At 66.7% G+C, this 26366-nt stretch carries 21 protein-coding genes and 1 pseudogene; 5 read left to right on the top strand and 17 right to left on the bottom strand.

Going from position 1 to position 26366, the window contains the following annotated elements; all coding sequences use genetic code 11:
* Positions 1 to 9: 9 nt before the first annotated feature.
* Entirely contained in the window at positions 10 to 366 is a 357-nt protein-coding gene (locus ABE464_RS18175) for a DUF1304 domain-containing protein (RefSeq protein ID WP_121038995.1), read from the bottom strand.
* A gap of 31 nt (positions 367 to 397) precedes the next feature.
* Positions 398 to 1732, bottom strand: a complete 1335-nt coding sequence (locus tag ABE464_RS18170) for an MFS transporter (protein ID WP_346473068.1) — start codon at positions 1730 to 1732, stop codon at positions 398 to 400.
* 200 nt (positions 1733 to 1932) lie between these two features.
* Between ABE464_RS18170 and ABE464_RS18165 the strand changes: the two genes are divergently transcribed.
* The 3 genes and pseudogenes from ABE464_RS18165 to ABE464_RS18155 form a co-directional block, all read left to right on the top strand.
* Positions 1933 to 3525 (top strand): choline dehydrogenase, encoded by a 1593-nt coding sequence (locus tag ABE464_RS18165; RefSeq protein WP_346473067.1) that lies wholly within the window; start codon positions 1933 to 1935, stop codon positions 3523 to 3525.
* Positions 3526 to 3691: 166 nt separating this feature from the next.
* Positions 3692 to 5086, top strand: coding sequence for a serine hydrolase domain-containing protein (locus ABE464_RS18160; protein ID WP_346473066.1), 1395 nt, complete (start codon positions 3692 to 3694; stop codon positions 5084 to 5086).
* Positions 5087 to 5347: 261 nt separating this feature from the next.
* Positions 5348 to 5803 (top strand): annotated as a pseudogene (locus ABE464_RS18155) (hypothetical protein); the annotation flags it as partial.
* A 924-nt stretch (positions 5804 to 6727) separates the two neighbouring features.
* On the opposite strand, the gene gcvH reads toward ABE464_RS18155, so the two are convergent.
* The 8 genes from gcvH to nudE form a co-directional block, all read right to left on the bottom strand.
* Positions 6728 to 7123 (bottom strand): glycine cleavage system protein GcvH, encoded by a 396-nt coding sequence (gene gcvH, locus ABE464_RS18150; RefSeq protein ID WP_123730439.1) that lies wholly within the window; start codon positions 7121 to 7123, stop codon positions 6728 to 6730.
* A 97-nt stretch (positions 7124 to 7220) separates the two neighbouring features.
* Positions 7221 to 8333 carry a glycine cleavage system aminomethyltransferase GcvT gene (gcvT, locus tag ABE464_RS18145; protein WP_346473065.1) on the bottom strand — a complete coding sequence of 371 codons (1113 nt, stop codon included), beginning with the start codon at positions 8331 to 8333 and terminating at the stop codon, positions 7221 to 7223.
* An 86-nt stretch (positions 8334 to 8419) separates the two neighbouring features.
* Positions 8420 to 8851 carry an NfeD family protein gene (locus tag ABE464_RS18140; RefSeq protein ID WP_259259452.1) on the bottom strand — a complete coding sequence of 144 codons (432 nt, stop codon included), beginning with the start codon at positions 8849 to 8851 and terminating at the stop codon, positions 8420 to 8422.
* Between the two features lies 1 nt (position 8852).
* Complete coding sequence (locus tag ABE464_RS18135) at positions 8853 to 9815, bottom strand: SPFH domain-containing protein (protein WP_046272684.1); 963 nt, start codon at positions 9813 to 9815, stop codon at positions 8853 to 8855.
* A gap of 96 nt (positions 9816 to 9911) precedes the next feature.
* Entirely contained in the window at positions 9912 to 10235 is a 324-nt protein-coding gene (locus ABE464_RS18130) for a YnfA family protein (RefSeq protein WP_259259448.1), read from the bottom strand.
* Complete coding sequence (mazG, locus tag ABE464_RS18125; RefSeq protein ID WP_346473064.1) at positions 10232 to 11044, bottom strand: nucleoside triphosphate pyrophosphohydrolase; 813 nt, start codon at positions 11042 to 11044, stop codon at positions 10232 to 10234. The genes ABE464_RS18130 and mazG overlap by 4 nt, the downstream gene beginning before the upstream one ends.
* Positions 11045 to 11060: 16 nt before the next feature.
* On the bottom strand, positions 11061 to 11864 hold the full coding sequence (cysQ, locus tag ABE464_RS18120; protein WP_346473063.1) for a 3'(2'),5'-bisphosphate nucleotidase CysQ: 804 nt from the start codon (positions 11862 to 11864) through the stop codon (positions 11061 to 11063).
* Positions 11861 to 12409, bottom strand: coding sequence for an ADP compounds hydrolase NudE (nudE, locus tag ABE464_RS18115; RefSeq protein ID WP_346473062.1), 549 nt, complete (start codon positions 12407 to 12409; stop codon positions 11861 to 11863). The genes cysQ and nudE overlap by 4 nt, the downstream gene beginning before the upstream one ends.
* A 50-nt stretch (positions 12410 to 12459) precedes the next feature.
* On the opposite strand from nudE, the gene bioA reads away from it, so the two are divergent.
* A complete protein-coding gene (gene bioA, locus ABE464_RS18110; RefSeq protein ID WP_346473061.1) occupies positions 12460 to 13851 on the top strand; it encodes an adenosylmethionine--8-amino-7-oxononanoate transaminase in 1392 nt (463 codons plus the stop codon).
* On the top strand, positions 13842 to 14576 hold the full coding sequence (locus tag ABE464_RS18105; RefSeq protein WP_346473060.1) for a 16S rRNA (uracil(1498)-N(3))-methyltransferase: 735 nt from the start codon (positions 13842 to 13844) through the stop codon (positions 14574 to 14576). Before bioA ends, ABE464_RS18105 begins: the two co-directional genes overlap by 10 nt.
* Before the next feature lie 61 nt (positions 14577 to 14637).
* Here the strand turns inward: ABE464_RS18105 and ABE464_RS18100 are convergent, their stop codons facing one another.
* From ABE464_RS18100 to pilG, 7 genes are all read right to left on the bottom strand, one after another.
* Complete coding sequence (locus tag ABE464_RS18100; RefSeq protein WP_346473059.1) at positions 14638 to 15111, bottom strand: chemotaxis protein CheW; 474 nt, start codon at positions 15109 to 15111, stop codon at positions 14638 to 14640.
* A 29-nt stretch (positions 15112 to 15140) separates the two neighbouring features.
* Entirely contained in the window at positions 15141 to 16379 is a 1239-nt protein-coding gene (locus ABE464_RS18095) for a chemotaxis protein CheB (protein WP_346473058.1), read from the bottom strand.
* Positions 16366 to 22872 carry an Hpt domain-containing protein gene (locus ABE464_RS18090; protein ID WP_346473057.1) on the bottom strand — a complete coding sequence of 2169 codons (6507 nt, stop codon included), beginning with the start codon at positions 22870 to 22872 and terminating at the stop codon, positions 16366 to 16368. Before ABE464_RS18090 ends, ABE464_RS18095 begins: the two co-directional genes overlap by 14 nt.
* A 94-nt stretch (positions 22873 to 22966) precedes the next feature.
* Complete coding sequence (locus ABE464_RS18085) at positions 22967 to 25003, bottom strand: methyl-accepting chemotaxis protein (RefSeq protein WP_346473056.1); 2037 nt, start codon at positions 25001 to 25003, stop codon at positions 22967 to 22969.
* Between the two features lie 43 nt (positions 25004 to 25046).
* Positions 25047 to 25577 carry a chemotaxis protein CheW gene (locus ABE464_RS18080; RefSeq protein WP_346473055.1) on the bottom strand — a complete coding sequence of 177 codons (531 nt, stop codon included), beginning with the start codon at positions 25575 to 25577 and terminating at the stop codon, positions 25047 to 25049.
* A complete protein-coding gene (locus ABE464_RS18075) occupies positions 25577 to 25939 on the bottom strand; it encodes a response regulator (RefSeq protein ID WP_123730426.1) in 363 nt (120 codons plus the stop codon). Before ABE464_RS18075 ends, ABE464_RS18080 begins: the two co-directional genes overlap by 1 nt.
* Before the next feature lie 18 nt (positions 25940 to 25957).
* Positions 25958 to 26359: a twitching motility response regulator PilG gene (pilG, locus tag ABE464_RS18070; protein ID WP_121039045.1), complete on the bottom strand. Its 402-nt coding sequence runs from the start codon at positions 26357 to 26359 to the stop codon at positions 25958 to 25960.
* Between the last annotated feature and the right edge of the window lie 7 nt (positions 26360 to 26366).

The raw sequence follows: 26366 nt of genomic DNA, 5'->3' as shown, positions 1-26366 counted from the left end.
TGGCGCCTGTCAGGCAGGCACCATCCACCATGCCGCCACGGCCAGGATCGCCGGCACTGCCTGGATGAAGAAGATCCGCTTGTTGACGCTGTACGCGCCATAGCAGCCGGCCACGATCACGCAGCCCAGCATGAAGTTCACCAGCATCGGCAGGTGATCGAACAGGCCCCAGAACAGGCCGGCGGCGAGGAAGCCGTTGTACAGCCCCTGATTGGCCGCCAGCACGCGCGTGGCCTGTGCCTTTTCCGGCGTATTGCGGAAGGTCTTCAATCCCAGCGGCTTGGTCCACAGGAACATTTCCAGGACCAGGAAGTACACGTGCAGCAGGGCGACCAGCAAGGTCAGTGACAGCGCGATCCAATACATGGGTTAAGGTTCCTGGAAGACTGCAGAGAGCTTACTCCGGGCGCTCGCCTGGCAGCTTCTTTTCTTCCCGCAGCAGGCCGAGGGCTGCAACGGTCATCGCGCCAGCCACGACCAGGCCGCCGACGAACACGATATGCGAGCCGAACAGCGACAGCCCCTTGTGCAGCCAGGCGAAGGTCAGATCGCCTCCGCGGTAGACTACGGTGTCGATCGCCGCGCCGGCCTTGTAGCGCCACTGGCGGTCCACCCGGGTGTAGATCGTCTCGCGCGCTGGCTTGGCCAGTGAGAATTCGCTGGCGCGGGTCATGACCTGCACTATCGCCACCATCAGGGGCAACGGGGAGGCAGCGAGGATCGAGAACCCGATGATGATCGCCGCGCCGGGAATCAACAGCGCCGGGGCGATCCCATACCGCGACAACAACCAGCGCGTGAAGCCAAGCTGGATGATCAGGGTCAGCGTGTTCACCGCCAGGTCCACGCGTGAAAAGAACGCCGTGCTTGCCGCCGCATCGGGGTACAGGCGGCGCACGATCGAGGCCTGCTCGTTGTAGAGCATCGTGCCCACGCCCACGCCGAACAGCACCAGTACGGCCAGCCAGCGCAGCAGCGGCTCACGCACGATCAGCTTCAGGCCGTCGAGCACGCTGCCGCCCATCGGGGTTTCACCCGACACCAACTGCTGCTCCTTCTCCCGCGCCACCGCCCACAACCGCAGCCGCCAGATGCAGACCAAGCAGGCACTCAGAAAGCCGGCCGAGACCAGCATCAGGTTGGCAATACCCACCCGCTCCACCAGCGCCGCAGTGATGATCGGCCCCAGGAACGCACCGAGAGTGCCCGCCGCGCCAATGTAGCCGTATACCTCGCGTGCCTGAGCGTTGGAAAACACGTCGGCCATGAAGCTCCAGAACACCGCCACCGCAAAGAGGTTGAACACGGCGGCCCAGAAGAAGAACGCCATGCCACGCCCTGGCACGCCACTGTCGAACAGAAGGTAGAAGCCCAGCAGGGAGACGATGAAGAAGACATACACCGCGGGCAGGAATACCCTCCGCGCATAGCGACTGACCACCGCGCCGTACAGCGGCTGCAGCACCAGCATGATGAAGAACACCCCGGTAAACAGGAACTGCAGCACGAAGTCCTGCACCGCAATGCCATGCGCGCTGAACCAGTCGATCAGTACCGGCGGAAACACCGCCTTAGCGTCGGCCGAGGCAGCCATTGCCTCGCGCACCGGACGCAGCACGTAATAGCCGCTCAAGAGGCAGAAGAAGTACAGGCACGCCCAGATCAGGGGCGGCGACTGCCGCAGCGCCCCACGCAGGCCCGATTGCACCGGTGCTGCTGCGGCAGCACTCATCGCACCCACTCCCGGCTTGGGCGGCGTGACAACGGCGGCATCGTGGAAACTCCGGGCAGGAAAGCGCGCAAGGTAAACGATGCACCGCAACATCGCCAGCCTCCGGCACGCCCATCGGCGCAACGCTGCGTGGCGCACCGGGCAGCCCCTGCCTGCCCCAACCTGTCTTATGCTCGGTGCGCACCCCGGCAAGGAGCGGCATGTACGACTACATCGTGATTGGTGCCGGCTCTGCCGGCTGCGTGCTGGCCAACCGGCTCAGCGAAGACCCGGCCTGCCGGGTACTGCTGCTGGAAGCGGGCCCGCGCGATACCAACCCCTTCATCCACATGCCGGCCGGCCTGGCGCGGCTGGTCAACAACCGCCGCATCAACTGGAATCTGGAGACCGCCCCCGAGCCTGCCCTGGGCGGCCGTCGCCTGTGGTGGCCGCGCGGCAAGGTGTTGGGAGGATCGAGTTCGATCAATGCGATGTGCTACGTGCGCGGCGTGCCCACCGACTACGACGGCTGGGAAGCAGGCGGCGCCACGGGCTGGGGCTGGGACCAGGTGCTTCCGTGGTTCCTGCACAGTGAGCGCAACAGCCGCGGTGCCAGCGCGTTGCACGGGGATGCGGGTCCGCTGTCGGTGTCCGACCTGCGCCACCACAATCCCCTCTCGGCTGCGTTCATCGCCGCTGCCCAGGAGGCCGGGCATCCCCACAATGCGGACTTCAACGGTGACCGGCAGCTCGGCGTAGGGCTGTTCCAGGTTACCCAGCGCGACGGTGCACGTTGCTCGAGCGCGGACGCCTACCTGCGTCCTGCACGTCACCGGCGCAACCTGACCGTGCTCACCGGCGCGCAGGCAACCGCGCTGAGCTGGCAGGGCACCACGGCGACCGGCGTGCACTATCGACGCGGCCGCCACCACCTGCATGCACGCGCGGCGGTCGAGGTGATCCTCAGCGCAGGTGCCATCCATTCCCCGCACCTGCTGATGCTGTCCGGCATCGGCGAGGCCGACACGTTGCGCTGCCACGGCATCACCCCGCGCGTGGATCTGCCCGGCGTCGGCCGCAATCTGCAGGACCACCTGGACATCTGCACCGTCGTGCACACCACACCGGGCGTCAGCTACGACCGCAGCAACGAGCTGCGCATCGCCGTGGACTACTTCCTGCGCGGTCGCCGCGGTGCCGGCACCAGCAACCTGGCCGAGGCCGGTGGCTTCGCCCGTTCGTCGCTGGCCACCGATGCCCGCGCCGACATCCAGTTCCATTTCGTCCCGGCGATGCTGGACAACCACGGCCGCCACCGCCTGCCGGGCGATGGCTACACGCTGCATGCCTGCCCGCTGCATCCGCGCAGCCGCGGACAGCTGCGCCTGCGTGATGCCGATGCGCGCTCACCACCGCGCATCCTCGCCAACTACCTGGGCGACGCCGCGGGTCACGATCTGAAGATGATGCTCGAATGCGCTCGGCTGTCGCGCGAGATCCTGCAGCAGCCGGCCTTTGACCGCTGGCGCGGTGCGCCGGTCTTTCCCGCCCGCATCGATCTGGACGACACCGCACTGGAGGCCTTCATCCGGGCCAAGGCCGAGACCATCTACCACCCGGTGGGCACCTGCGCGATGGGGCAGCATGCCGGCGCCGTGGTGGATCCGGGCACCCTGCGCGTGCACGGCACGCAGCGGCTGCGGGTGGTGGACGCGTCGGTCATGCCGCGGCTGGTCAGCGGGAACACCAACGCCCCGACCATCATGATCGCCGAACGTGCCGCGCAGTGGATCCGGACCGGCGCGACTGCCTGAACAGGGGTGCGCTGGACCATCCTCACTGTCCACCTCCGCACGTGTGTCGGGATCGGCAAAACCCGCATGTTTTCAACGCGATACGCATTCATCTTCGATTCGTTTGTGCAATCACGAAAAGCGGCGCTAGAATCGGTCACAGCAGTCGCGCACGGGCACCCATACGATGAACCAGAACAACAGGCGCCGACCGATCCGTTCGGCGGCAACCGGGTTGTTGGGCATGTTGATGCCCATCGCCATGTCTTCCACCGCGCAGACCCCTGCCGCCACGCCCGACGCGTTCCCGGTCAACATCGAGGAATCGGCGCCGAGCGCCGCCCCGCACACCCAGCCTGCCGCGTATCGCACCACGCCGGCCGGCCTGAAAGTGCAGCCGCCGGCGCAGGGCTTCAACGTGGCTTCGATCGAATCGATGGCCCAGCAGCTCACCTACGGCGAGCGCGTGCCCGGCATGGCCGTCGCGATTGTCCAGGGCGGCCGTGTGCTCAGCGCGCGCGGTTACGGCGTCACCGACGTCAACAACCCGCAGCAGGTCGATGCCCACACCGTGTTCCGCCTGGCTTCGCTGTCCAAGGCGTTCGCCGGCACCATGGCCGGCCTGCTGGTCAACGATGGCACGCTGCGCTGGGACAGCAAGGTCACCGACTATGTGCCCGGCTTCCAGCTGAGCACGCCTGAAGCGACCGAGCGCCTGACCGTGGCCGACCTGCTCAGCCACCGCGTTGGCCTGCCCTACAACGCCTACGACCGCGACGTCGAAGCCAACGCCGAGTACTACACGCTTACCCACAAGCTGGCGGCCACCTCGCTCAAGTGCCTGCCGGGCGACTGCTATGCCTACCAGAACGTGGCCTTCAGCCTGATCGGTGATGTGGTCTACGCCGCCTCCGGCAGCTTCTACGAACAATCCGTCGAGCGCCGCCTGTTCAAGCCGCTGGGCATGGACGACGCCAGCCTCGGCCTGGCCGGCATCCAGGCCAGCTCGCGCTGGGCGCGCCCGCACGTGCGCAGCCGCAACGGTTGGGTCGCGCTCACGCCCAAGCCGACCTATTACCGCCTCGCTCCCGCCGCTGGCGTCAACGCCAGTGCCAGCGACATGGCGCAGTGGCTGCTCGCCCACACCGGCCACCGCCCCGACGTACTGCCCGCTCCGCTGCTGGCCACGCTGCACGCCAGCCTGATCAGCACCCCGGGTGAGATGCGTTCGGGCTGGCGCCGCGAACGCCTGAACTCGGCCGGCTACGCGCTGGGCTGGCGCACTTTCGATTACGCCGGCCATGAAGTGATCTTCCACGCCGGTGCCGTCCAGGGTTACCGCGGTCTGGTCGCGCTGGTGCCCGAACGCGACCTCGGCATCGCCATCATGTGGAACGGCGAAAGCAGCCTGCCCAGCGGCCTGCTGCCCACCGTACTGGACCAAGCCATGGGCCTGCCGACGCAGCGCTGGCTGGACGTGGATACCGACTTCGGCAGCGACAACCTGATGGCCGAAGACGCCGCTCCGCAGGGCAACCGCAAGGGCGTCTCGTCGAACCGCGCGGTCGCCTCGCCGCGCTGATCGCGCCCGCAGGTGGCATCGAAAAAGGCGGCCGGATGGCCGCCTTTTTTTGTGGTTTTTTGGCGTCGCCCATAAAAAAACTCCTTCCCCGCTGGGCTGCCAGGGAAGGAGTCTCAGGTACGGCTATCGGGAAAAACTCAGATCAGCGGTGCCGGGGTTGCCGGCAGAGCGACCGGTGCGGCCTTCTTCTTGCGAACGGCCGGCTTGCGCTTTGCGACCTTCTTCACTGCCTTCTTGGCGGATGCCTTCTTGGCCGGAGCCTTGCGGGCAGTCGCCTTCTTGGCGGTGGCCTTCTTGGCTACCTTGCGGGTGGCCTTCTTGGCGGTCTTCTTGGCAGCCTTCTTCGGAGCGGCCTTCTTGGCTACCTTGCGGGTCGCCTTCTTGGCCGTCTTCTTTACCGCCTTTTTCGCGGTCTTCTTGGCGGCTGCCTTCTTTGCAGTCTTCTTGACGGCCTTCTTCGCCGTCTTCTTGACTGCCTTCTTCGCGGTCTTCTTGGTGGCGGCCTTCTTCGCCGTCTTCTTCACTGCCTTCTTTGCCGTCTTTTTCACTGCTGCCTTGCGGGCGGTCGCCTTCTTGGCCGCCTTCTTCACCGTCTTCTTGGCGGCCGCTTTCTTGGCTACCTTCTTCACGGCCTTCTTGGCAGTCGCCTTCTTAGCGACCTTCTTGGCTGCCTTTTTGGCGGCCGGCTTTTTCTTCGCAGCTTTCTTGGTTGCCATGGGATGGCTCCTCGTCAGTGATCTATGGAGTGGAAACGCCCAGGTAAAGCAAACCCGCCGTTGCTGCGTCGCGGGGACCGCCGTCGCGTCATGCGCGTCGTAACGGATACAGAGACACCTGCCACATGCGGCCAGGCAGGTATCGGATCAGGAAGGGTCTTGCGGTTCGCTGAAGGAAGCGAAGCCATCTCCACCGTCATCGGACGCGAGGTGGATGTCCAGGTTGTGCTTCGCGACTTGATGTCGATTCTGCTCACTCTGTTCGCAGGCAAGGTCTGCTGAGGCGAAACCTAATCACGCTTTTTTTCACTGTCAACAACCCCGGCGAAAAATTTTCACACCAGCACCCCGCCGCGCGCCCCTCGCCGCACCTGCCAACGCCCCGGCAAACGCACCACACCCTTGCCATCGCGAACACCCCGGGCGAACCGCGACGAACAACGCTGAAAAGAAAAACACTTAAAAGAAGCACTTTCGTGTCGCAACATCGCAACATGCACGTGCGCTGCCGCACAGCGCCGCACCTGTGCGATGTCCGCTCCCACCCGCTGCCAGTCTTCCCGTGCGGACCTTAAACGGACCACAAAACTTTTCACATCCGTCCGCGCTTTTTTCGACCCGATTCGCGCAACTGCGCAAACTTTTGACCGTCCGGCACCGACGCTTTCGTGTCTGGCGTTCGTCGTCGAGCGTCGCTGCACGTTCCCATCGATGCCTTATCGGCACGCCTTCGGGTCGTCGATGCGGACCCGATCACCGACGCGCAGCGGCACCGAACCGATCGTCATGAGGCGGTGGCCGCGCACAACGCGACGACTTGCATGCGGCGATCCTCACGCACCACTAACGCGATCGACGTGCCTCCAGGAGAGCAGGCAAAAAAAAACGGCCGCACCAGGCGGCCGTTTTTCAGCAGACACGACGATCAGTGATCTTCGTTTTCCAGCAGCTCGGCGTAGTCGTCCGGACCCAGCAGGTCGTTGACTTCGTCCAGGCCGGCCACTTCGACGACATAGATCCAGCCATCGCCGTAGGCATCTTCGTTGATGGTTTCCGGCTTGTCGCTCAGGGCCGAATTGACCTCGACCACGGTGCCGGTGATCGGGCTGTACACGTCCGAGGCGGCCTTGACCGACTCGACCACCGCCGCCTGTTCGCCGGCCTTGACCTCCTGGCCAACCTCCGGCAGTTCAACGTAGACCAGGTCGCCAAGCAGGCCCTGGGCGTGGTCGGAAATACCGACGGTGACGCGGCCGCTGCCTTCAACGCGTGCCCACTCGTGGGACTTGAGGAATTTGAGGTCGCCGGGGATCTCGCTCATGGGACTGCTCCGAGGAATATCAGGGGGGTCAAGAAACGGGGGTAGTGTAACCAACCGGCGCGGACACGAACGCGTCCGCACCGGGTACATCACGGCATCAGCCGTCGATCAGCACGCCGGGCTGGGCCTGACCTTCGCGCACGAACGGGAACTTCACCACGCGCACCGGAACCTGCTTGCCGCGGATGTCCACATGGACGTCGCCCAGTTCGCCACCCGGCACGCGGGCGAACGCGATGCCCTTGCCCAGGGTGGGCGAGAAGGTGCCGGACAGAATCTCGCCCTCGCCGCCGGCGGTGAGCACCACCTGGCCATGGCGCAGCACGCCCTTTTCGTCCATCACCAGGCCGATCAGCTGGCGGGCGTTGCCGGTCGCCTTCTGCGCCTCGAGCACGTCGCGGCCGATGAAGTCGCGACCTTCGTCCAGTGCGACGGTCCACGCCAGGCCGGCTTCATACGGCGTGATCTCCTCGTCCATGTCCTGGCCGTAGAGATTCATGCCCGCCTCCAGGCGCAGCGTATCGCGCGCACCCAGGCCGGCCGGACGCACGCCGGCGGCGCTCAGGGCATTCCAGAACGCGACCACGGCGGTCTGCGGCAACAGGATCTCGAAGCCATCTTCACCGGTGTAGCCGGTACGCGCGACGAACAGCGCGGTGCCGTCGGCGGTGGTGGTTTCCAGCGCGGCGAATCGGCCCAGCTTCTCCAGCGCAGCGCGGTCGCTCTCGCCCAACAGGCCGATCACGCGCTCGCGTGCGGTCGGGCCCTGCACGGCGATGATGGCCAGGTCTTCGCGCTCGATGACCTCCACGTTGAAGGCGGCGGCCTGCTCGCGGATCCAGGCCAGATCCTTTTCGCGGGTCGAGGCGTTGACCACCATGCGGAAGAAATCGTCGGCCATGTAATAGACGATCAGGTCGTCGATCACGCCGCCGCGGGCATTGAGCATGCACGAGTACAGCGCCTTGCCGGTGACCTTGAGCTTGTCCACCGAGTTGGCCAGCAACGTGCGCAGGAACGGCTTGACCTGCTCACCGCGCAGATCGACCACGGTCATGTGGCTGACGTCGAACATGCCGGCATCGCTGCGCACCAGGTGGTGCTCGTCCAGCTGCGAACCGTAATGAATGGGCATGTCCCAACCACCGAAATCGACCATCTTGGCGCCGAGTGCGCGGTGGGTATCGTTGAGAAGCGTCTTCTGGGTCATGACCGGTTCCGGGGGAATGAAGGCAAGGCATCCATTATCCCAGAACCGTCTTCACAACGCCTGCGGCGGTGCGGGAAAACCGCGGATCAGGCCTGCTGCACCTTCAGCGTCATCCCTTCCACCGCGACCACGCGCACCGGGCTGCCGGCAGGCAGATCCGGCCCGGCGACCACCCAGAACGCATCGTCGATCTTGGCCCGGCCCTTGCCGGCCACGATGCCCTGGTCGAGCACGACCACCCGCCCGATCAACTGCTCGGCGCGCCGGTTCAACAGCGGCTGATCACTCTGGCGATCGTGCGATCGCCCCCAGCGCCGGTAGCACTGGATCGACACCACGCTGAGCACTACGAAGGCGACCACCTGCCACAGCAGCGGGATGTCGGCAAACACCGCGACCAGCACGAACACCGCCGCCGCACCGATCCCGATCCACAACATGAAGGCACCTGGCGCGAGCGCCTCGGCGGCGAACAGCACCAGTGCCAGCGCGCCCCAGGCCACCACTTCCCAGCGCATGTCAGCCCCCGATCCGCGGCGGGACGCCGCGCGTGGCTTTCTTTTCTTCCTGCTTGGCGAAGGCCTCGCGCGCCAGTTCGGCGACACCGGCGATCGAACCGATCACGCCACTGGCCTCCATCGGCATCAGCACCAGCTTCTGGTTGGGCGAGGTCGCCAGCTCCTTGAACGCCTCCACATACTTCTGCGCGATGAAGTAGTTGATCGCCTGTACGTCGCCCTGAGCGATCGCCTCGGACACCATCGTGGTCGCCTTGGCCTCCGCTTCGGCCAGGCGCTCGCGCGCCTCGGCATCGCGGAAGGCGGCTTCCTTGCGGCCTTCGGCCTCCAGCACGGTCGCCTGCTTTTCACCTTCCGCGCGCAGGATCTCGGACTGGCGCGAGCCTTCGGCTTCCAGGATCTGCGCGCGCTTTTCGCGTTCGGCCTTCATCTGCCGCGCCATCGCGTCGAGCAGATCGCGCGGTGGCTGGATGTCGCGGATTTCGATGCGGTTGACCTTCACACCCCAGGGGTTGGTGGCATGGTCGACCACGCTCAGCAGCTGGGCGTTGATCACCTCACGCTGGCTGAGCGATTCATCCAGATCCATCGAGCCGATCACGGTACGGATATTGGTCTGCACCAACGCGATCATCGCCACTTCCAGGTTGGCGACTTCGTAAGCGGCCTTGGCCGCATCGAGCACCTGGAAGAACACCACGCCATCCACGCGCACCGCGGCGTTGTCCTTGGTGATCACTTCCTGGCTGGGCACATCCAGCACCTGCTCCATCATGTTCACCTTGCGGCCAACCCCATAGACGATCGGGATCAGGAAGTGCAGGCCCGGCGACATGGTGTGGGTATAACGGCCGAAGCGCTCCACGGTCCATTCGTAGCCCTGCGGCACCATCCGCACTGCCTTGAAGAGGATGACGACGGCCACGAAGGCCAGCACCAGCGAGAACAGCATGGTCGGAAACATCAGGTCACTCCCTTTCCCCGGATTCGTAACGCCGAGTATAGCCACGGCATCTTCACACCGGCATCGGGAAGTGCCCTGGCGGGCCGTCAGCCAGGATCAGGCAGTGCGCGGGGCGAACATGATGACCATCATGCCGGCCAGGCACAGGCCGACGCCGAGCAGGTCCCACCGGCTGGGACGGATGCCATCCACCAGCCACAGCCACATCAGCGCGGTGCCGATATAGACCCCGCCATAGGCGGCGTAGACGCGCCCGCTGGCGGTCGGGTGCAGGGTCAGCAGCCAGGCGAACAGCGCCAGGCTGGCGGCCGCCGGCAGCAGCAGCCACGCACTGCCGTCCTTGCGCAGCCACAGCCACGGCAGGTAACAGCCGACGATCTCGGCCACGGCGGTGAGGACGAACAGCAGCAGGGTGTTCATCCCGTGCGCTCGGCGTCCTTGGCCTGCTGCCAGAGCGCTTCCTGTGCATCCAGATCGAGGGCACCCATCGATTGCCCCGCCGCCTCGGCCTGGGCTTCCATCGCCCGGAAGCGACGTTCGAACTTCTGGTTGGCCAGCCGCAGGGCGGCACCGACGTCGACCTTGGCGTGGCGGGCCAGATTGGCGCAGACGAACAGGAGATCGCCGAGTTCTTCCTGCAGACGCGCCTGATTTTCCTCGACTGGACCGCGCGCGAATTCCGCGGCGACTTCGTCCAGTTCTTCGCGCACCTTGTCCATCACCGGCGCAGGGCCCGGCCAGTCGAAACCGACCCGTGCCGCGCGGGCCTGCAGCTTCACCGCCCGCTGCCACTCCGGCAGGCCGCGCGAGATGCCGGCCAGCGCCGAGGTATCGGTGTGCCCCTTGGCGGCGCGTTCGGCGCGTTTGATCGCCTCCCAGTTGCTGTTGACCTCCTCGGCCCCCTCGACCTGGACCTGGGCGAACACGTGCGGGTGGCGACGCTCCATCTTGTCGCTGATCGCGCGGGCGACATCGACAAACCCGAAGGCGCCCTGCTCCTGTGCCATCTGCGCGTGGAACACCACCTGCAACAGCAGGTCGCCGAGTTCATCCTTGAGGTCATCCAGATCGCCGCGGTCGATCGCGTCGGCGACCTCGTAGGCTTCCTCGATGGTGTATGGGGCGATGCTGGCGAAATCCTGCTGCAGGTCCCAGGGGCAGCCCTGTAACGGGTCGCGCAGGCGCGCCATGATGCCCAGCAGGCGGTCCAGTTCGGGGGTGGCAGGCATCGTTGCTCCAGTCAGGTCAGGCAGGCAACCACTCGCGCCACGGCAGGCGGGTATCGCCCAGCGCGATGAAGTCGCCGTTCAAGAGGCTCTCGCGGCGGTTGTAACGGAACGGTTTGCCGGTCTCGGCCGACAGCACCGCGCCGCCGGCAGCGTGCAGTACGCACTGCCCCGCGGCGGTGTCCCATTCGGAGGTCGGGCCCAGCCGCGGGTACACGTCCAGCGTGCCTTCGGCCAAGCGGCAGAATTTGAGCGAGGAGCCCTGTGCGAGCACCTCGATGTCGCCCATGCGGTCGAGCAGCGCCTGGGTCTGCTCGCTGCGATGCGAGCGGCTGGCGGCCACCCGCAACGGTGCCGTGGCCGGCGTGCGGGTGCGCAGTACCGAATCACGCATGCCATCGCGGCGGTAGGCCAGCTCGCCACGCATCGCATGCCAGACCTGGCCGGTAGCCGGGGCCAGCACCACGCCGAACGCGGGCGCGCCCTGATAGATCAGCGCGATGTTGACGCTGAACTCGTCGTTGCGTTTGACGAATTCGCGGGTGCCATCCAGCGGATCGACCAGCCAGTAGGCGCCCCAGTGCTGGCGGATCTCCCACGGCACCTGCGCCGATTCCTCCGAGAGGATCGGCAGCTCCGGGGTGAGCTGCGCCAGCCCACGCTCAATGACCTGGTTGGCGCCGAGGTCGGCGGCCGTGACCGGGCTGCGGTCGGATTTGATCTCCACATCGAACGGCGTGGCATACACCGCCATGATGGCGGCGGCCGCGTCCTGGGCGATGGCGATGACGGTTTCGCGCAGATCCGTCGTGAGTTTGATCATTCCTTCCGTCCCAGCCACTCGCGGGCGATGAACAGCGCCGCCAGCGATCGGCCTTCGGAGAAATCCTCGCGCAGCATCAACTGGTCCAGATCGGCCAGCTTCCACGGCACGACCTCCAGCTCCTCCGGCTCATCACCCACCAGCCGCTCGGGGTACAGATCGCGCGCGATCACCAGCCACGATTGATGACTCATATAGGTGGGGGCCAGGGTCATCGCGCGCAGCACGTCGACCCGGCGTGCACCGTAACCGGCCTCTTCCTTCAATTCGCGGTCGGCCGCCTGTTCGGGGGTTTCGCCGGCATCAATGCGGCCCTTCACCAGGCCCAGCTCGTAGCGGTGCATGCCGGCGGCGTATTCACGCACCAACAGCACGGTCTCGTCATCGAGCATCGGCACCACCACCACGGCCCCATGGCCGCGGGTCACCAGCCGTTCGAAGCGGCGGCGTTCGCCATTGGAGAACTCCAGATCCAGATGCTGGCGCTGGAACGGCCCGCTTTCCTCGTCCGTGATCTGGTGGATGATGGGCAGGCGACGGCTCATGCGAGCATCTCTAGAATGGGTACTGGTGAAAACGTGTTCATGAGCCCGAAATGCTAGCAGACCCAGCCCCCCTCACGCTGGCCGATCAGTGGCGGCAACGCGATCTGGCCGTGCTGTGGCACCCGTGCACACAGATGCGCGAGCACCCGGACACCCTGCCCCTGCTGCCGATCGCCCGTGGCGAAGGCCCGTGGTTGATCGACCATGACGGCCATCGCTATCTGGACGCGGTGAGCAGTTGGTGGACCAATCTGTTCGGCCATGCGCAACCGCGCATCGGTGCGGCCATTGCCCAGCAGGCCACCCAGCTGGAACAAGTGATGCTGGCCGGCTTCAGTCATGAGCCGGCGGTACGGCTGGCCGAGCGCCTGCTGGCGATCGCCCCACGCCAGGCCGGGCGCGACCCGCTGGCCAAGGTGTTCTATGCCGACAACGGCTCGGCCGGGGTGGAAGTGGCGCTGAAGATGGCGTTCCACTATTTCCGCAATCGGGGCGAGAACCACCGCACCCGGTTCGTCGCGCTGGAGAACGGCTATCACGGCGAAACCCTGGGGGCGCTGTCGGTCGGCGATATTCCGTTGTATCGGCGGGTGTACGCCCCGCTGCTGACCGAGGCGCTGTTCGCTCCCTCGCCTGATGCCTACCTGGCCGAGCCGGGCCAGAGTGCCGCGCAGCGCGCGCACCAGGCCGCCGATGCGCTGGCCACGTTGTTTGACCAGCACCCGGGGGAGATCTGCGCGGTGATCCTGGAGCCGCGCCTGCAATGTGCCGGTGGCATGCGCATGTACGACCCGGTCTATCTGCAGCGTGCACGTGAGCTGTGCGATGCCAACGGTGCGTTCCTGATCGCCGATGAGATCGCCACCGGCTTCGGCCGCACCGGCACGATGTTCGCCTGCGAACAGGCCGGGGTGATGCCGGACCTGCTGTGCCTGTCCAAGGGCCTGACCGGTGGATTCCTGCCGCTGTCGGCGGTGCTGGCCACGCAGGCGCTGTACGACGCCTTCCTGGATGATTCGCGCGAGCGCGCCTTCCTGCATTCCCACAGTTACACCGGCAACCCGCTGGCCTGCGCCGCCGCGCTGGCGACGTTGGACATCTTTGCCGGCGAGGACGTGATCGCGCGCAACCGCAGCACCGCTGCCGTGATGCGCACCCTTGCCGCCCCATTTGCCGACCATGCACACGTCGCCGATGTGCGCCAGGCCGGGATGGTGGTGGCCTTCGAGTTGACCCGCAATGGCGACAAACGCACGCCGTTCCCGGCGGACGCCCGGATCGGGCTGCACGCCTATAAAGCCGCGCTCAAACGCGGCGTGGTGCTGCGCCCGCTGGGCAATGTGCTGTATTGGATGCCGCCGTACTGCGTGGAGGATGAACACTTGGATCTGCTTGCGTTGACCACCCTGGCCGCCATCAACGAGGCCGTCGCATGCGCGTGACCCGAAGCCATATCGATCAACCGCTGGCGGTCGGCCAGACCCTGGCGCTGCCCGAGGATGCGGCCAATCATCTGGTCCGCGTGATGCGCCTGCGCGAGGGCGATGGCTGCGTGCTGTTCAATGGCGATGGCCACGATTACAGCGCCACCCTGGTGACGGTCGGCAAGCGCGATGCGCAGGTGCGGATCGAGAGCGCCACCGCGCTGGGCAACGAGTCGCCCTTGCACATCACGCTGCTGCAGGGCATTGCCCGTGGCGAGAAGATGGACCTGATCCTGCAGAAGGCCACCGAACTGGGGGTCCAGGCCTTCGTGCCGGTCAATGCCGAGCGCACGGAAGTGAAGCTGGATGCGGCCCGCGCCGAGAAGCGCCTGGCGCACTGGCACAGCGTGGTGGTCTCGGCGTGTGGCCAATCCGGCCGCGCCTGCGTGCCCAGCGTGGCCGCACCACAATCGCTGCAGGACGCCGCCAACGCCGTGCCGGCCGAAGCAGTGAAGTTGACCCTGGATCCGCAGGGCGAGCACCGCTTGTCCACCCTGTCCGCCGCACCGGGCGGCGTCGTGATTGCGATCGGCCCGGAAGGCGGCTGGTCGCCGCGCGACCGTCAGGCCTTGGCCGCAGCAGGCTTCCAAGGCCTGCAGCTGGGGCCGCGCGTGCTGCGCACCGAGACGGCGGGCCTGGCCGCAATCGCTGCCGTGCAGGCACGGCTGGGCGATCTGGGCTGAAAAATAACGGGGACGGAGGTAGTTAATCGGCACGATTAACTACCTCCGTCCCTATTTTTTTTCACCCCGCGACGGGGAATGACTCGTCCAGCGCCGCTTCCAGTGCATCCAGGTCCGGCAGCAGCGCGCTCTGCTCGCCCAGCAGTACACGCATGTGCACGCCCTGCGGCAGGGTTTCCTCGGAGGCATCGGCCAGCAGACCGTCGCGCGGCACTGCGATCAGCTGCGGGAAGGTCTGGGTCAGCAGGGCAAAGTACGGGCGGCGGGCATTCCCACCCAGCGCCTTGAGCACGACCACCTTGTTGTTGGTCACGACCGGTTCGTCGCCCTGTCCGGACAACCGGGCAAAGGACAGCAGCGGCACGTCCCAACCGTGCCAGGCGATCTGACCGACCAGCCAGGATGGTGCGTCGGGCACCGTTTCGACCGGCACCTTGGACATCATCTCGGCCACGGTGGCGTTGGGCAGCAGCACGCGTTCGTGCCCGGCCTGGATCAGGACACCGCGGATTTCGTCGTTGCTGGCGTAGCTCATGGATCTTCCTTTAAAGGTGCGTGGCGCGCTTACGCGTCCACGCCCCAGCGTTGGGCGATGGTGGCGGCCAACTGCGGCGGTTCACCGGCGTCCTGCCCTGCGACCACCACGGCACTGGCCGCCGTCGGGTCGTAGCAGCCTTCGCCCACCTGACCGGCAACCCAGGCCCCCGAAGCCGCCAGCGCAAGCACGGCATCCAGCTGGGCGGCGTCCGCGCCACTGAGCAGCACCACGCCACTGTGGGCCGCCGGCAAGGCATCGATCTGGATCCCGGCGGTGTCGGCAATGAACTGCAGGCCACCCTGGCCGGCGACGACGCCGACGTCGTCCGGCAGGATGTAGACCTGTCCGGCGTCCACCGGCTGTGCCACCTCGGCGAGCACCACCGGCAACGCCGACACGCGCGCCATCTGCTTGACCAGATTGCCGTAGCGGCCACCGTCCAGGCGCATGTGCACCAGGATCGCGGTGCTCAGCGATTCGGGCAGGGCGGCGAGCAGGCGACGCAGCGCGTCCGGACCGCCGATACCCGCCAGGACCAGCACGGCACCGGGGCAGCCACCCTCGATGCCCGAATCCGGCTCAAGCTCGACCAGCGACCAGCGGCTGTGATCGCCGATCGCGGCGATCGGCGCCACGGAGGCTGCGATGTCAGCAGCGGGTACCGGGACTGGAATCCCGGGCATGCCCGAGGCGTCGGGAAGAGGCTGCAGGGCCGCCAGCGCCTCCTCCAGCGAGACTGGCTCGCTCAGGTCCTGAGGTGCCTGGTACAGGCCGTCGGACGGGACCTCGGGTGCCGCATCGGCCGCTTCGCGCAGGTGGAACTCCAACGGCGCGTCCGCATGCAGCTCGGCCGGTGTGGTCGGCAGCCCCGGCTCGGGCTGCAACTGCTGATCCTGCTCCGATCCCGGCGGCAGCACATCCTGATGGCCGTGCAGCTTGGCCACCAGATGGCGTGCCCAGCGCTGCGCTTCCCAGCCATCCCGACGCGCGGCCAGCTCGGCTTCGTCGAAGATCAGGGTCAGCGAGGGCGAAGCCAGCACCGGGTCCAGTCGCTCCAGCGCGTCTTCGATGGCCGGCTCCAGTGCGATCAGCACCGCACCGGGATCAGCATCGCGCAGCGCCTGCAGCTCCAGCGTCGTGGGATCGTCTTCGAAGACCACGCGCGCGCCGGCATGATCCAGCGCCTCGCGCAGGCGCTCGCGGGCCGCACCGGGGCGGGCCAGCAGTGCGATCGTCAACAGGGCGTGGCCGTCACTCGCGGACACGGGCGATCCCCAGCAGGTCGTAGACGTTGCGCATCAGATCCAGCTCCTGGTACGGCTTGCCCAGGTAGCGCTGGACACCGATTTCGAAGGCACGTTGGCGATGCTTGTCGCCGCTGCGCGAGGTGATCATCACGATCGGAACCCCTTGGTAGCGCGGGTCCGCACGCATCACGCTGGCCAGCTCGTAGCCGTCCATGCGTGGCATTTCGATATCCAGCAGCATCAGATCGGGCACGCGTTCTTCCAGGCGCTCCAGAGCTTCGATGCCATCGCGCGCAACGGTCACCTCGAAGTTGTGTCGCTCCAGGATGCGGCCGGTGACCTTGCGCATGGTCAGCGAATCATCGACCACCATCACCAGCGGCGCATCGCGATCGCTGACCTGGGTGATCGCGGCGATCGGCTTGTGCGGATTGGCGATGTAACGGCGCACCAGCGGGGCGACGTCGAGGATGACCACCACGCGGCCGTCGCCGGTGATCGTGGCACCGTAGATACCCGGCACCGAGGCGATCTGCAGGCCGACCGGCTTGACCACGATTTCGCGGTTGCCGAGCACCTGGTCGATCGCCACGGCCACCCGCAGGTCGCCGGCGCGGACGAGCAGCAGCGGCACCTGGGCCTGGCCTTCGGCGCGGGCCTGGGCCTGGCCGATCAACGTCCCCAGATCATGCAGGGCGAATTCTTCGCCGCCGTAGTGGTACCCGCCGTTGGCGGTTTCAAAGCGCTCGCGCGAGATCCGGCCGATACCACTGACCGAGGCCACCGGTACGGCAAAGGTGGTTTCACCAATCTGCACGAACACGGCCTGGGTGACGGCCAGCGTCTGCGGCAGGCGCAGAGTGAAGGTGACGCCCTGCCCGCGCACGGAGTGGATGTCCACCGAGCCGCCGAGCTGGCGCACTTCGTTGTGCACCACGTCCATGCCGACACCGCGGCCGGCCAGCTGGCTGACCTGGTCGGCGGTGCTGAAGCCGGGCGAGAAGATCATCGCGTCCAGCTCGGCGTCGCCCAGCACGGCATCGGCGGCGATCAGGCCACGCTGTTCGGCACGGCGACGGATCGCCTCGCGGTCCAGCCCGGCGCCATCGTCGGCCACTTCCAGCACGATTTCAGAACCTTCGCGGCGCAACCGGATCGCGATTTCGCCTTCCTCCGGCTTGCCGGCGGCACGACGCTGTTCCGGGGTTTCCAGACCATGTGCCACGGAGTTGCGCAGCATGTGTTCCAGCGGCGCGACCATGCGGTCCAGGACGTTGCGGTCCAGTTCGCCGTGGGTGCCTTCCAGGGTGACGTGGACCTGCTTGCCGGTGTCCTGGCCGGCCTGGCGCACGACCCGGCGCAGGCGCGGCACGAGGCCATCGAAGGGCACCATGCGCGCGCGCATCAAGCCGTCCTGCAGTTCCGAGCTGACGCGCGACTGCTGTTGCAGCAGCACGTCGTACTGGCGCGAGAGATCGTCCAGCACACCCTGCAGACCGCCGAGATCGGCCGCCGATTCATTCAGCGCACGGCTGAGCTGCTGCAGCGTGGAGAAGCGGTCCAGTTCCAGCGGATCGAACTTGTGATCGGCCTGGTCCTGCTCACGCTGGTAACGGGCCACGATCTGCGCTTCGGTTTCCAGGTCCAGCCGGCGCAGCTGATCGCGCAGACGGGCATTGGTGCGGTCCAGTTCGCCCATGGCGCCACGGAAGGCGCCGAGCTGCTGTTCCAGGCGCGAACGGTAGATCGCCACTTCACCGGCATGGTTGACCAGGCGGTCGAGCAGGTCGGCGCGCACACGCACCTGCTCCTGCTGCGGACGCGGCAGACCGTCGTCTTCACTGGCGGTTTCCAGCGGTACCGGTGCGGACAACGGCGCGGCGACGAGCGCGGCAATCGCCGCTTCAACCTTGGCGTCGCCGGAGGCAAGGGCCGACTCGGCGGGCTCGATCTGTTCCGGCTCGGCACGGCCCTGGGTGCGCCGCTCGAAGGCGGCGATCAGGTCGTCGGGCATGGCCACGGTGCGGTGCTGGCCGGTGCGGGTCAGCAGCTGGTGCAGACGGTCGAAACCGCGCTCCAGCAGGTGCACATCGCTGCGCTCGATATCGGTACGGTTGGCCGCAACGGCCTCCAGCAACGACTCGATTCCGTGGCCGAGGTCACCGATGGGATTGATGCCGGCCATGCGTGCGCCACCCTTGAGGGTGTGCAGATCGCGCTGCAGGCCGGCGATCACGTCGCGGTCCTGTGGTGCGGCACGAAGCTCGCTGATCAGCCCATCGCAGTGGTCGAGCAGGTCCTTGCCTTCTTCCACGAAGATGTCGACCAGTTCCTGATCGAGCTGGGTGAAATCGAGGGCGTCACCTGCATCGAGCTCAACGTCATCGTCCGATGCTGCCGCCGCGAATGCGGTGCTGGCAGGCGGCGGCGCCACGTGCACCGGCGCCGGAGCCTCTTCGAGTTCGAAGAAGCGCGCGGGTGACGTATTGTCTTCGTTGATCGCATCCGCATCTGCATCGGTGCTGTCGCCCAGGGCGGTTTCGAACGCCTCAGCAAAGGCATCCCGTTCCACCGGCGCCTCGGCAGCTGCATCCAGGCCGAGCACGCCGACGTCCTCGGCCGCTTCGGCTTCCGGTGCGTCCAACACGGTCAGACCATCGTCAATGGCCTGCTGGGCATCCACCACGTCGCCGAAGGCCGGCGGTGGCGGCAGGACGTCGTCCAGGGCCTGTGCGTCGTCGTCGTTCTCGTCGGTCTCGCGCCAGCCGTCATTGGCGGCATCATTGGCGGCCTCTTCGACGGCGACCGCGTAGGCGTCTGCCGGCGCGGCTCCCGTGTCACTGGCGCTGGCGCTTGGCTCCTGATCGGCGGCCAGTCCGGAGGGCGCAAGATGATCGAAGTACCGCGACAGATCTTCGGCCGAGGTGAGTTCCACGGCATCCAGACCGGCAGGCACCGAGTCCAGATCGGTCTCTTCGGCAGCGGTGTCCTGCGTGGTGTGAACCTCGTTGACCACCGGCGAGGTCGGCAGCTCGGCATCGAAGTAGGCGGACAGGTCATCGGTTCCGGTCAGCTCCGCCGCGACCAGCGCGTCGTCCGCCGTGGTCTCGACATCGACGGTATCGGCAGTGTCGAGCAGGGTCAGACCATCGGCCTCGATCAGCGCCTGCTGCGCGTCTGCATCGGCAGCATCATCGATGCTTGCCAGAGCCGGTGCCTCCACATACGCCGGCGCGTGGTCGGCGATGGCCTCTTCAACGACGATGGGCTCTTCAATGACGGCGGCTTCTTCAACAACGATGGCCTCGTCGGTGTCGCTGGCCTCATCCGCCGCGTCGGCATCCAATTCCGCCAGGTGATCGGCATCGGTCACGTCCAGCGCCGAGGCCTCCTCCAGGTCCAGCTCGTCATCGACCAGCGCCGGCCAGCGCGCTTCGGGCAGCGTATCGGCCAGCGCGACCAGGCGGGCGGCGAGCGCCCGCTGGACCGGGACGCGCGGCGCCTCGTCCTGCAGGGCATCCATCGTGGTGGTGATCGCAGCGCAGGTCTCCACCAGTGCCTGCAGGCCTGCGTCGCTGGGCAGCGCATCGGCAGCCAGCGAGCGCTTGATGTAACTTTCCGCCGCACCGGTGACTGCGGTGATCTCGGGCACGTCGGTCATGGCGAAGGCGCCGTTCATGGTGTGCACGGCGCGCAGCAGGCCATCGCTGACCGGCTGCGGCGCCTGCGCCGCGCTGTCCAGCCATGCCTGCAGCGTCGCCTGGTGCACCTCGACCTCGGCTTCCAGGATCTCGCGCAGCACGCTGTCGATGTTGGCCGGGGTGCTCTCCACCATCGGCGCGGGCGCGGGCGCCGTATCGTCTGCCACCGGATCCGGCACGGTCGCAACCGGTGCCACGGCCGGGCGCTGCAGCGGAACGTGGAAGGTCTCCTCGCCTGCGGCCACGCGATCGGCGATCGCCTGCATGGCCTGCAGGTCGGCGGTCACGCGGCTGCCATCACGCAGCGCGGCGTTGAGCTGCGGCAGGACGTCGTAGGCCTGGCCGACCAGCGCAACCACCGCCGGCGAGGCCGGACGACTGCCATCGAGCACGCGGTTGAGCATGCCCTCGATCTTCCAGCTGAATTCTCCCAGGGTGCGTGCACCCACCAGGCGACCGCTGCCCTTGAGGGTGTGGAACACCCGGCGGATCGGACGCAGCCGGTCCATGTTGTCCGGCGCGATGCGCCAGGCCGGGACCAGATTGCCCAGATTCACCAGCTCTTCGTCGAACTCTTCGATGAAGACCTCGCGGATGTCCTGGTCGATGTTCTCGCCATCGTCCTCGAACCCGGCCTCGATGCTGGTGTCGTCGGCCGTCATGGCCGCGACCTCGGGCATCAGGCCGGTAATCGGTGCCGCAACAGGATCGACACCCTCCGTGCGGAACTGCGCGGCGGCAGCATCCAGCTCGGCCAGGAACCGCACCGATTCGTCATCCAGCTCAATCTTGCGGATGACCGCGTCCTGCACGCCCGAGGTCGGAAGTGGCGCGGCCAACGCATCGTTACTCTCGTCCGCAGATGCGACCGGGATGTCCTGCACCGATTCAGATCCGGATCCGGATTCGGCGGCAATTCCGGCGACAGGCTCGGCGTCGGCCGCCACCGAGTCGGCATCGTCGATCTGCAGCGACAACACGTCATCGGCGTTGTCCAGCCGCTCATCGAAGGTGAACTCGATCGGCTCGTCGCTCAGCTGAAGCGCCTCGTGCTCGGCTGCGACCGGATCGAACCCGGTCCCGTCCGCCACGAATGCAGGCATCTCCAGGAAGGACGGGTCCGTATCGTCGGTGCGTTCCGACGGCGTCGCATCGAGCTCAGTCTCGGCGGCGTCCTCCACGGGAGTGGACACCACTGGAGGCACGCCCCATCCGGCACCGGCCGGGGCCTCGGCGATGACCGGATCGAAATGCGCGAAGGTCGGCAGCTCGTCCACATCGTTGTTGCCGGCCAGGGTCCACTGCGGCGCATCGGCCGCAATAGGCGCGGTCGACGCATCGAACACCAGCGCGGCCGGCGGGGCCACGGGCGTCGTAGCCGGCTGCGGCGGCGGATCGAAGGTGAAGTCCGGCAGCGGCGGCGGCAGGTTGGCCGGGCGCGGTATCCCGGCGGTGACGTCCAGCGCGATCGGCTCGGCGGCCGGCGCGTCCCATGGGGTCAGCTCAATGTGTTCCGGTGCCACCGGCAGTGCATCCGGCCCGGTATCGGCCGAGGGCTGGTTGGCATCCGGCAGCGGCCAGTAACGCAGGGTCTCCAGGCTGCTGCGGGTGATGTCCAGAATCTCGTCGCGGCCCGCGCGGCCTTCGCGCAGGGCTTCGAGGTAGTACTCCAGGCTGGCCATCGCATCGGCCAGGGTGTCGAGCTGGCGACCGCTCGGCACTCGCTGCTTGCCCAGCAGTTCCACGGTGATGTACTGGCGTACACCCTGCAGGTAGTCGGCCGGCACCGTCAGATCGAGCATGCGCAGCGCACCGGCGACCTCGCCGAGCAGGCGCGGCACTTCCTGCAGCTGCTGGTGGTTCCAGTTCGTTTCGATGAAGGCCACGAAGTGCTCGCGGGCGGCCGCGAAGTTGGCGATCGCCTCATGGGCCAACACTTCCACCGTGCGCCGGTTTTCGGCGGCGCTCGGGTCATCTTCGCCGCTGCCGCCGGCGCCCAGATGGGCGACCTGGTCATCCAGCGAAGCATCCACGTACAGCAGTGCGCCGGCGATATCCAGCAGCAGCGTTTCATCGATCTGCTGCACGCCCTCGACCACATCACGCAGTGCGTCACGCTGCTGCACGACCACGCCGCGGGCCACGCCCAGGCCCATCATGCCCAGCGTATCGGCCACGGCACCCAGTTCGTTGACCTGGGTCTGCAGCTGCACCGGCTCACCGCCGGTGCGCAGGTGCAGGTCCAGCGCATCCTTGATCCGCAGCAGCTCTTCCTTGACTGCGCTGCCGACGGTGTCGAGCAGCTCGCGGTTGCGCCCGCTCAGGCTGCCGCGGGCATGGTCGAGTTCGGCTTCGGTGGCGCTCGCGCTGTCCGGCGCGAAGGCGAACAGCACGCTTTCATTGATGCCCGGCGCCGCACGCGCCGACCGGATGTCGTTGAGCAGCGGCAGCAGCACGATCGGAATATCACGGTGACCGTTCTGCAGGCGTTCCAGATAGTCGGGCAGCAGCACGCTGCCACGCATCAGCGTGGCGCAGGCTTCGTCGCGGTCGGGCACTTCACCGGCACCGATCGCGTTGGCCAGCTGCTCCAGCTCCTCGGCCACCATCGCCGGGGCGTACAGCTCGACCATGCGCAGCGTGCCCTGCACCTGGTGCAGGTAACCGGCGCAGAAGCGCATGCGGCTGCCATCGGCAGGGTCGTCCACGTAGTACTCGACCTCGTTGCGCACCTGGCGCAGGGTCTCGTCCAGCTCCGGCTTGACCCAGCCCAGCGCAGCGTGGCTCATGGCATCGCGCAGCGTGCTCATGCCAGGTCTCCCGGCAGCTCGGCGCACATGGCGTGCGGTGATTTCTCGCGATGCATCATCTGCTTGTTCCTTCCCTCTCCGCCCTGCCCGTGGCTCACGCCGGCAGCTTGAAGTCGGCAACCGAGCGGCGCAGGTCGGCCGCCAGCTGTGCCAGGTGGCCGATCGACTCGGCGGTCTGTCCCGCGCCCTGCGAGGTCTGGCCGGTAATCTGACGGATCACGCCCATCGTGCGGGTGATGTCCGATGCCGCGGCCGACTGCTGCTGGGCAGCGATCGAGATGTTCTTGATGAGGTTGTTCAGTGCGTTGGAGACGCGCTCGATTTCCGTCAGCGCGGTACCGGCGTCTTCGGCCAGGCGCGCACCGGACACCACTTCGGCCGTGGTCTGTTCCATCGAGCTGACCGCTTCATTGGTATCGGCCTGAATGGCCTGCACCAGGTTCTCGATCCGTCGTGTTGCACCGGAGGTACGTTCTGCCAGGCGCTGCACTTCGTCGGCCACGACCGCGAAACCGCGACCGGCCTCACCGGCCGAGGCGGCCTGCACCGCAGCGTTCAATGCCAGGATGTTGGTCTGCTCGGAAATGTCGTTGATCAGTTCCACGATTGAGCCGATCTCCTGCGAGGATTCACCCAGACGCTTGATGCGCTTGGAGGTTTCCTGGATCTGGTCGCGGATCTGGTCCATGCCCTGGATCGTCTCGCGCACCACGCCGGCACCTTCGGCGGCGATGATCACCGAGCGCTGCGCCACGTCGGCCGATTCAGCCGAGTTGCGCGACACCTGCTCGATGCTCGAGGCGATTTCGCCGATGCGGTCCGAAGCCGAGGTGATCTGGTTGGCCTGGTGGCCGGCCGCCTCGGCCAGCTGCATTGCCGTGGCCTGGGTTTCCTGGGTCGACACGGCGACCTTGGCCGAGGTGTCGTTGATCGTGGTCACCAGGTGGCGCAGCTCGTCCACGGCGTAGTTGATGGCGTCGGCGATGGCGCCGGTCATGTCCTCGGTCACCGAAGCCTTCACCGTCAGATCGCCTTCGCCCAGCGAGCTGATTTCGTCCAGCAGCCGCATGATGGCCTGCTGGTTGCGGCTGTTGTACTCCACCTGGGTCTGGTAACGCAGTTCCTGCTCGCGCGAGCGGCTGCGCACGGTGCTGCCGACGAAGCCGACGATGGCGATCAGTGAAAGCGCACCGGACACCACGCCGAGCCAGAAGTTCGGGAACAGGCGGGTATCACGCAGCGAGCCGAACGAGGAGAACGCTTCGAACAGCTTCTTGCTGTCGCGCAGCATGTCAGCCGAGCCGCCGGTCAGCGCCGCGGCCGAGGACTGCGCCGCGAAGAGCTGGCGCGAACTGGCCAGGATCGCATCGGCGTCCTGCTTCATGGTGTCCCACTGCTTCTGCGACTGCTCCAGCGCGGCCAGCGCCGGGCCGTTGCGGACCGGGGCGATGCCCAGTTCTTCGTTGCCGTTGCGCAGCGCGTCCAGTACCTGGGTGAACACGACCGAGTCGCGGGCCAGTGCATCGCCCGCGGCAGCGGCGTTGGCACCACCGGCGCGCATTTCCGTCACGCGGCGGGCCATGGACCCGACCACCACGACCTGCTGCAGGGCGTTGTAGACCTGCGAGGACGGCGCACCACTGGCCGACATCGCGCGGACCACTTCGTTCAGCTGCGCCTGCAGTGCGGGCACGCCGTTGACGAAGTTGTTGGCGTTGCCCGCCAGAGCCAGCACCGCCGGTTCACTGGCGACCAGCTGCCCGGCGCTCTTGCCGAGCGGCTCCCAGGTCTGGATCAGCGCATTGAGCGGGCCGGCAACATTGGTCTCGGTACCGTAGCGGCCCTGCAGCGCGCTGACGGTGGTTTCGATGTCGGTCTTGGTCAGCTTGAACGCGGTGAACGCCTGGGCGTTGCCGGAGACCGCTTCGCGGCCCTGGTTGGCCAGCTGCTGCGAGAGCACCTGCAGGTTCGCCGCATCGGTGCTCGCACTGGCCAGGAGGCTGCCCTGCCAGGTGGCTACGCCGGTGTTGACGCCGAACACGATCATCGACACGGCCAGCAGGCCGAGCCAGAAATTGGTGCCCACCGAGCCGAGCTTGCCGGCCTTGGCGGATTCCGAAGCAGTACTCATCGTTCAACCTCGATCTTCAATACGGAGAGACAGGCGCCTGCGGTCAGGCCGCGGCCTGCCTGAATTCGGGGGTACGCGACAGCAGCGACAGCGAGAACACGCCCCAGTCATGACCATCGCCGTGGAAGGCGCGATCGACAAAATGCGCATAGCGACCGGTCGCCAGATCGCCTGCGGCGATATCCTGGTCCTGCTCGAAACTGCGCTGGCCGAACAGTTCATCGATGGTCAGCGCGACGTCGCCGCCGGCCTGGCGCATGATCAGCACGCGCTGGCCTTCCTGCTGCACGGTGCGCTCGCCTTCCAGGAAGAACTTCAGGTCCACCACCGGGAACAGGTTGCCGCGCAGGTTGCCCACGCCCAGCAGCCACGGCTGTGCGCCCGGCACCGGGGTGATGGGGGGCATCGGCACGATTTCCACCACTTCACGGAAGTCCGAGACCAGCCGCCGCTTGCCCACGCGGTAACCCACGCCACGCCACAGATCCTGCGAGAACTGCCGCTCGGGCAGCTGCACCGCATGGGCCAGGCTGCGCCGCTCGTAGGCCTCGAGGATGTCAAAAGGAGAACGCATCAGACCACCAACTGGTTGATCCGCGCGATCAGTTCCTCCTCGCGCGGCGGCTTGACGATGTAGTCGGCCGCCCCTTGGCGCAGCCCCCACGCCTTGTCGGTTTCCATCGCCTTGGTGCTGACGATGACCACCGGGATGTGCTTGATCGCCGCGTCGCGCGCCATCGCGCGGGTGGCCTGGAAGCCACTCATGCCCGGCAGCACCACGTCCATCAGCACCAGCTGCGGCGACTGCTCGCGCACGAGCTTGAGCCCGTCCTCGGCGTTGTCCGCTTCCAGGACTTCATGACCGGCCTTGGTCAACCACTGCGTGAACACCGCACGGTCGGTCGGTGAATCCTCGATCAGTACGATTCGAGCCATTGTGCCTTTCCCCCCTGGTCAGGCGTTGACGTATGTGCGGATGGCACCCAGCAGTTCTTCACGCGTGAATGGCTTGGTCAGGTACTGCTCCGAGCCGACGATGCGCCCCCGCGCCTTGTCGAACAGGCCGTCCTTGGACGACAGCATGATCACCGGCGTCGACTTGAACAGCTGATTGCCCTTGATGAGCGCACAGGTCTGGTACCCGTCCAGGCGCGGCATCATGATGTCGACGAAGATGATCTGCGGCTGTTGGTCGGCGATCTTGGCCAACGCCTCGAAACCATCGGTCGCGGTCACCACCTCGCAGCCTTCGCGCTTGAGCAGTGTTTCCGCCGTCCTGCGGATGGTCTTCGAATCATCGATGACCATCACGCGTAACCCTGCGAGTTCCCCACCCGCAGCCATGTATTCAGTCATTACCTTT

Origin of the sequence: Stenotrophomonas sp. TWI587, from assembly GCF_039674145.1 — a bacterium.
Taxonomy (GTDB): Bacteria; Pseudomonadota; Gammaproteobacteria; order Xanthomonadales; family Xanthomonadaceae; genus Stenotrophomonas; species Stenotrophomonas maltophilia_AY.
This window is presented reverse-complemented; position numbering and strand designations above follow the sequence as displayed.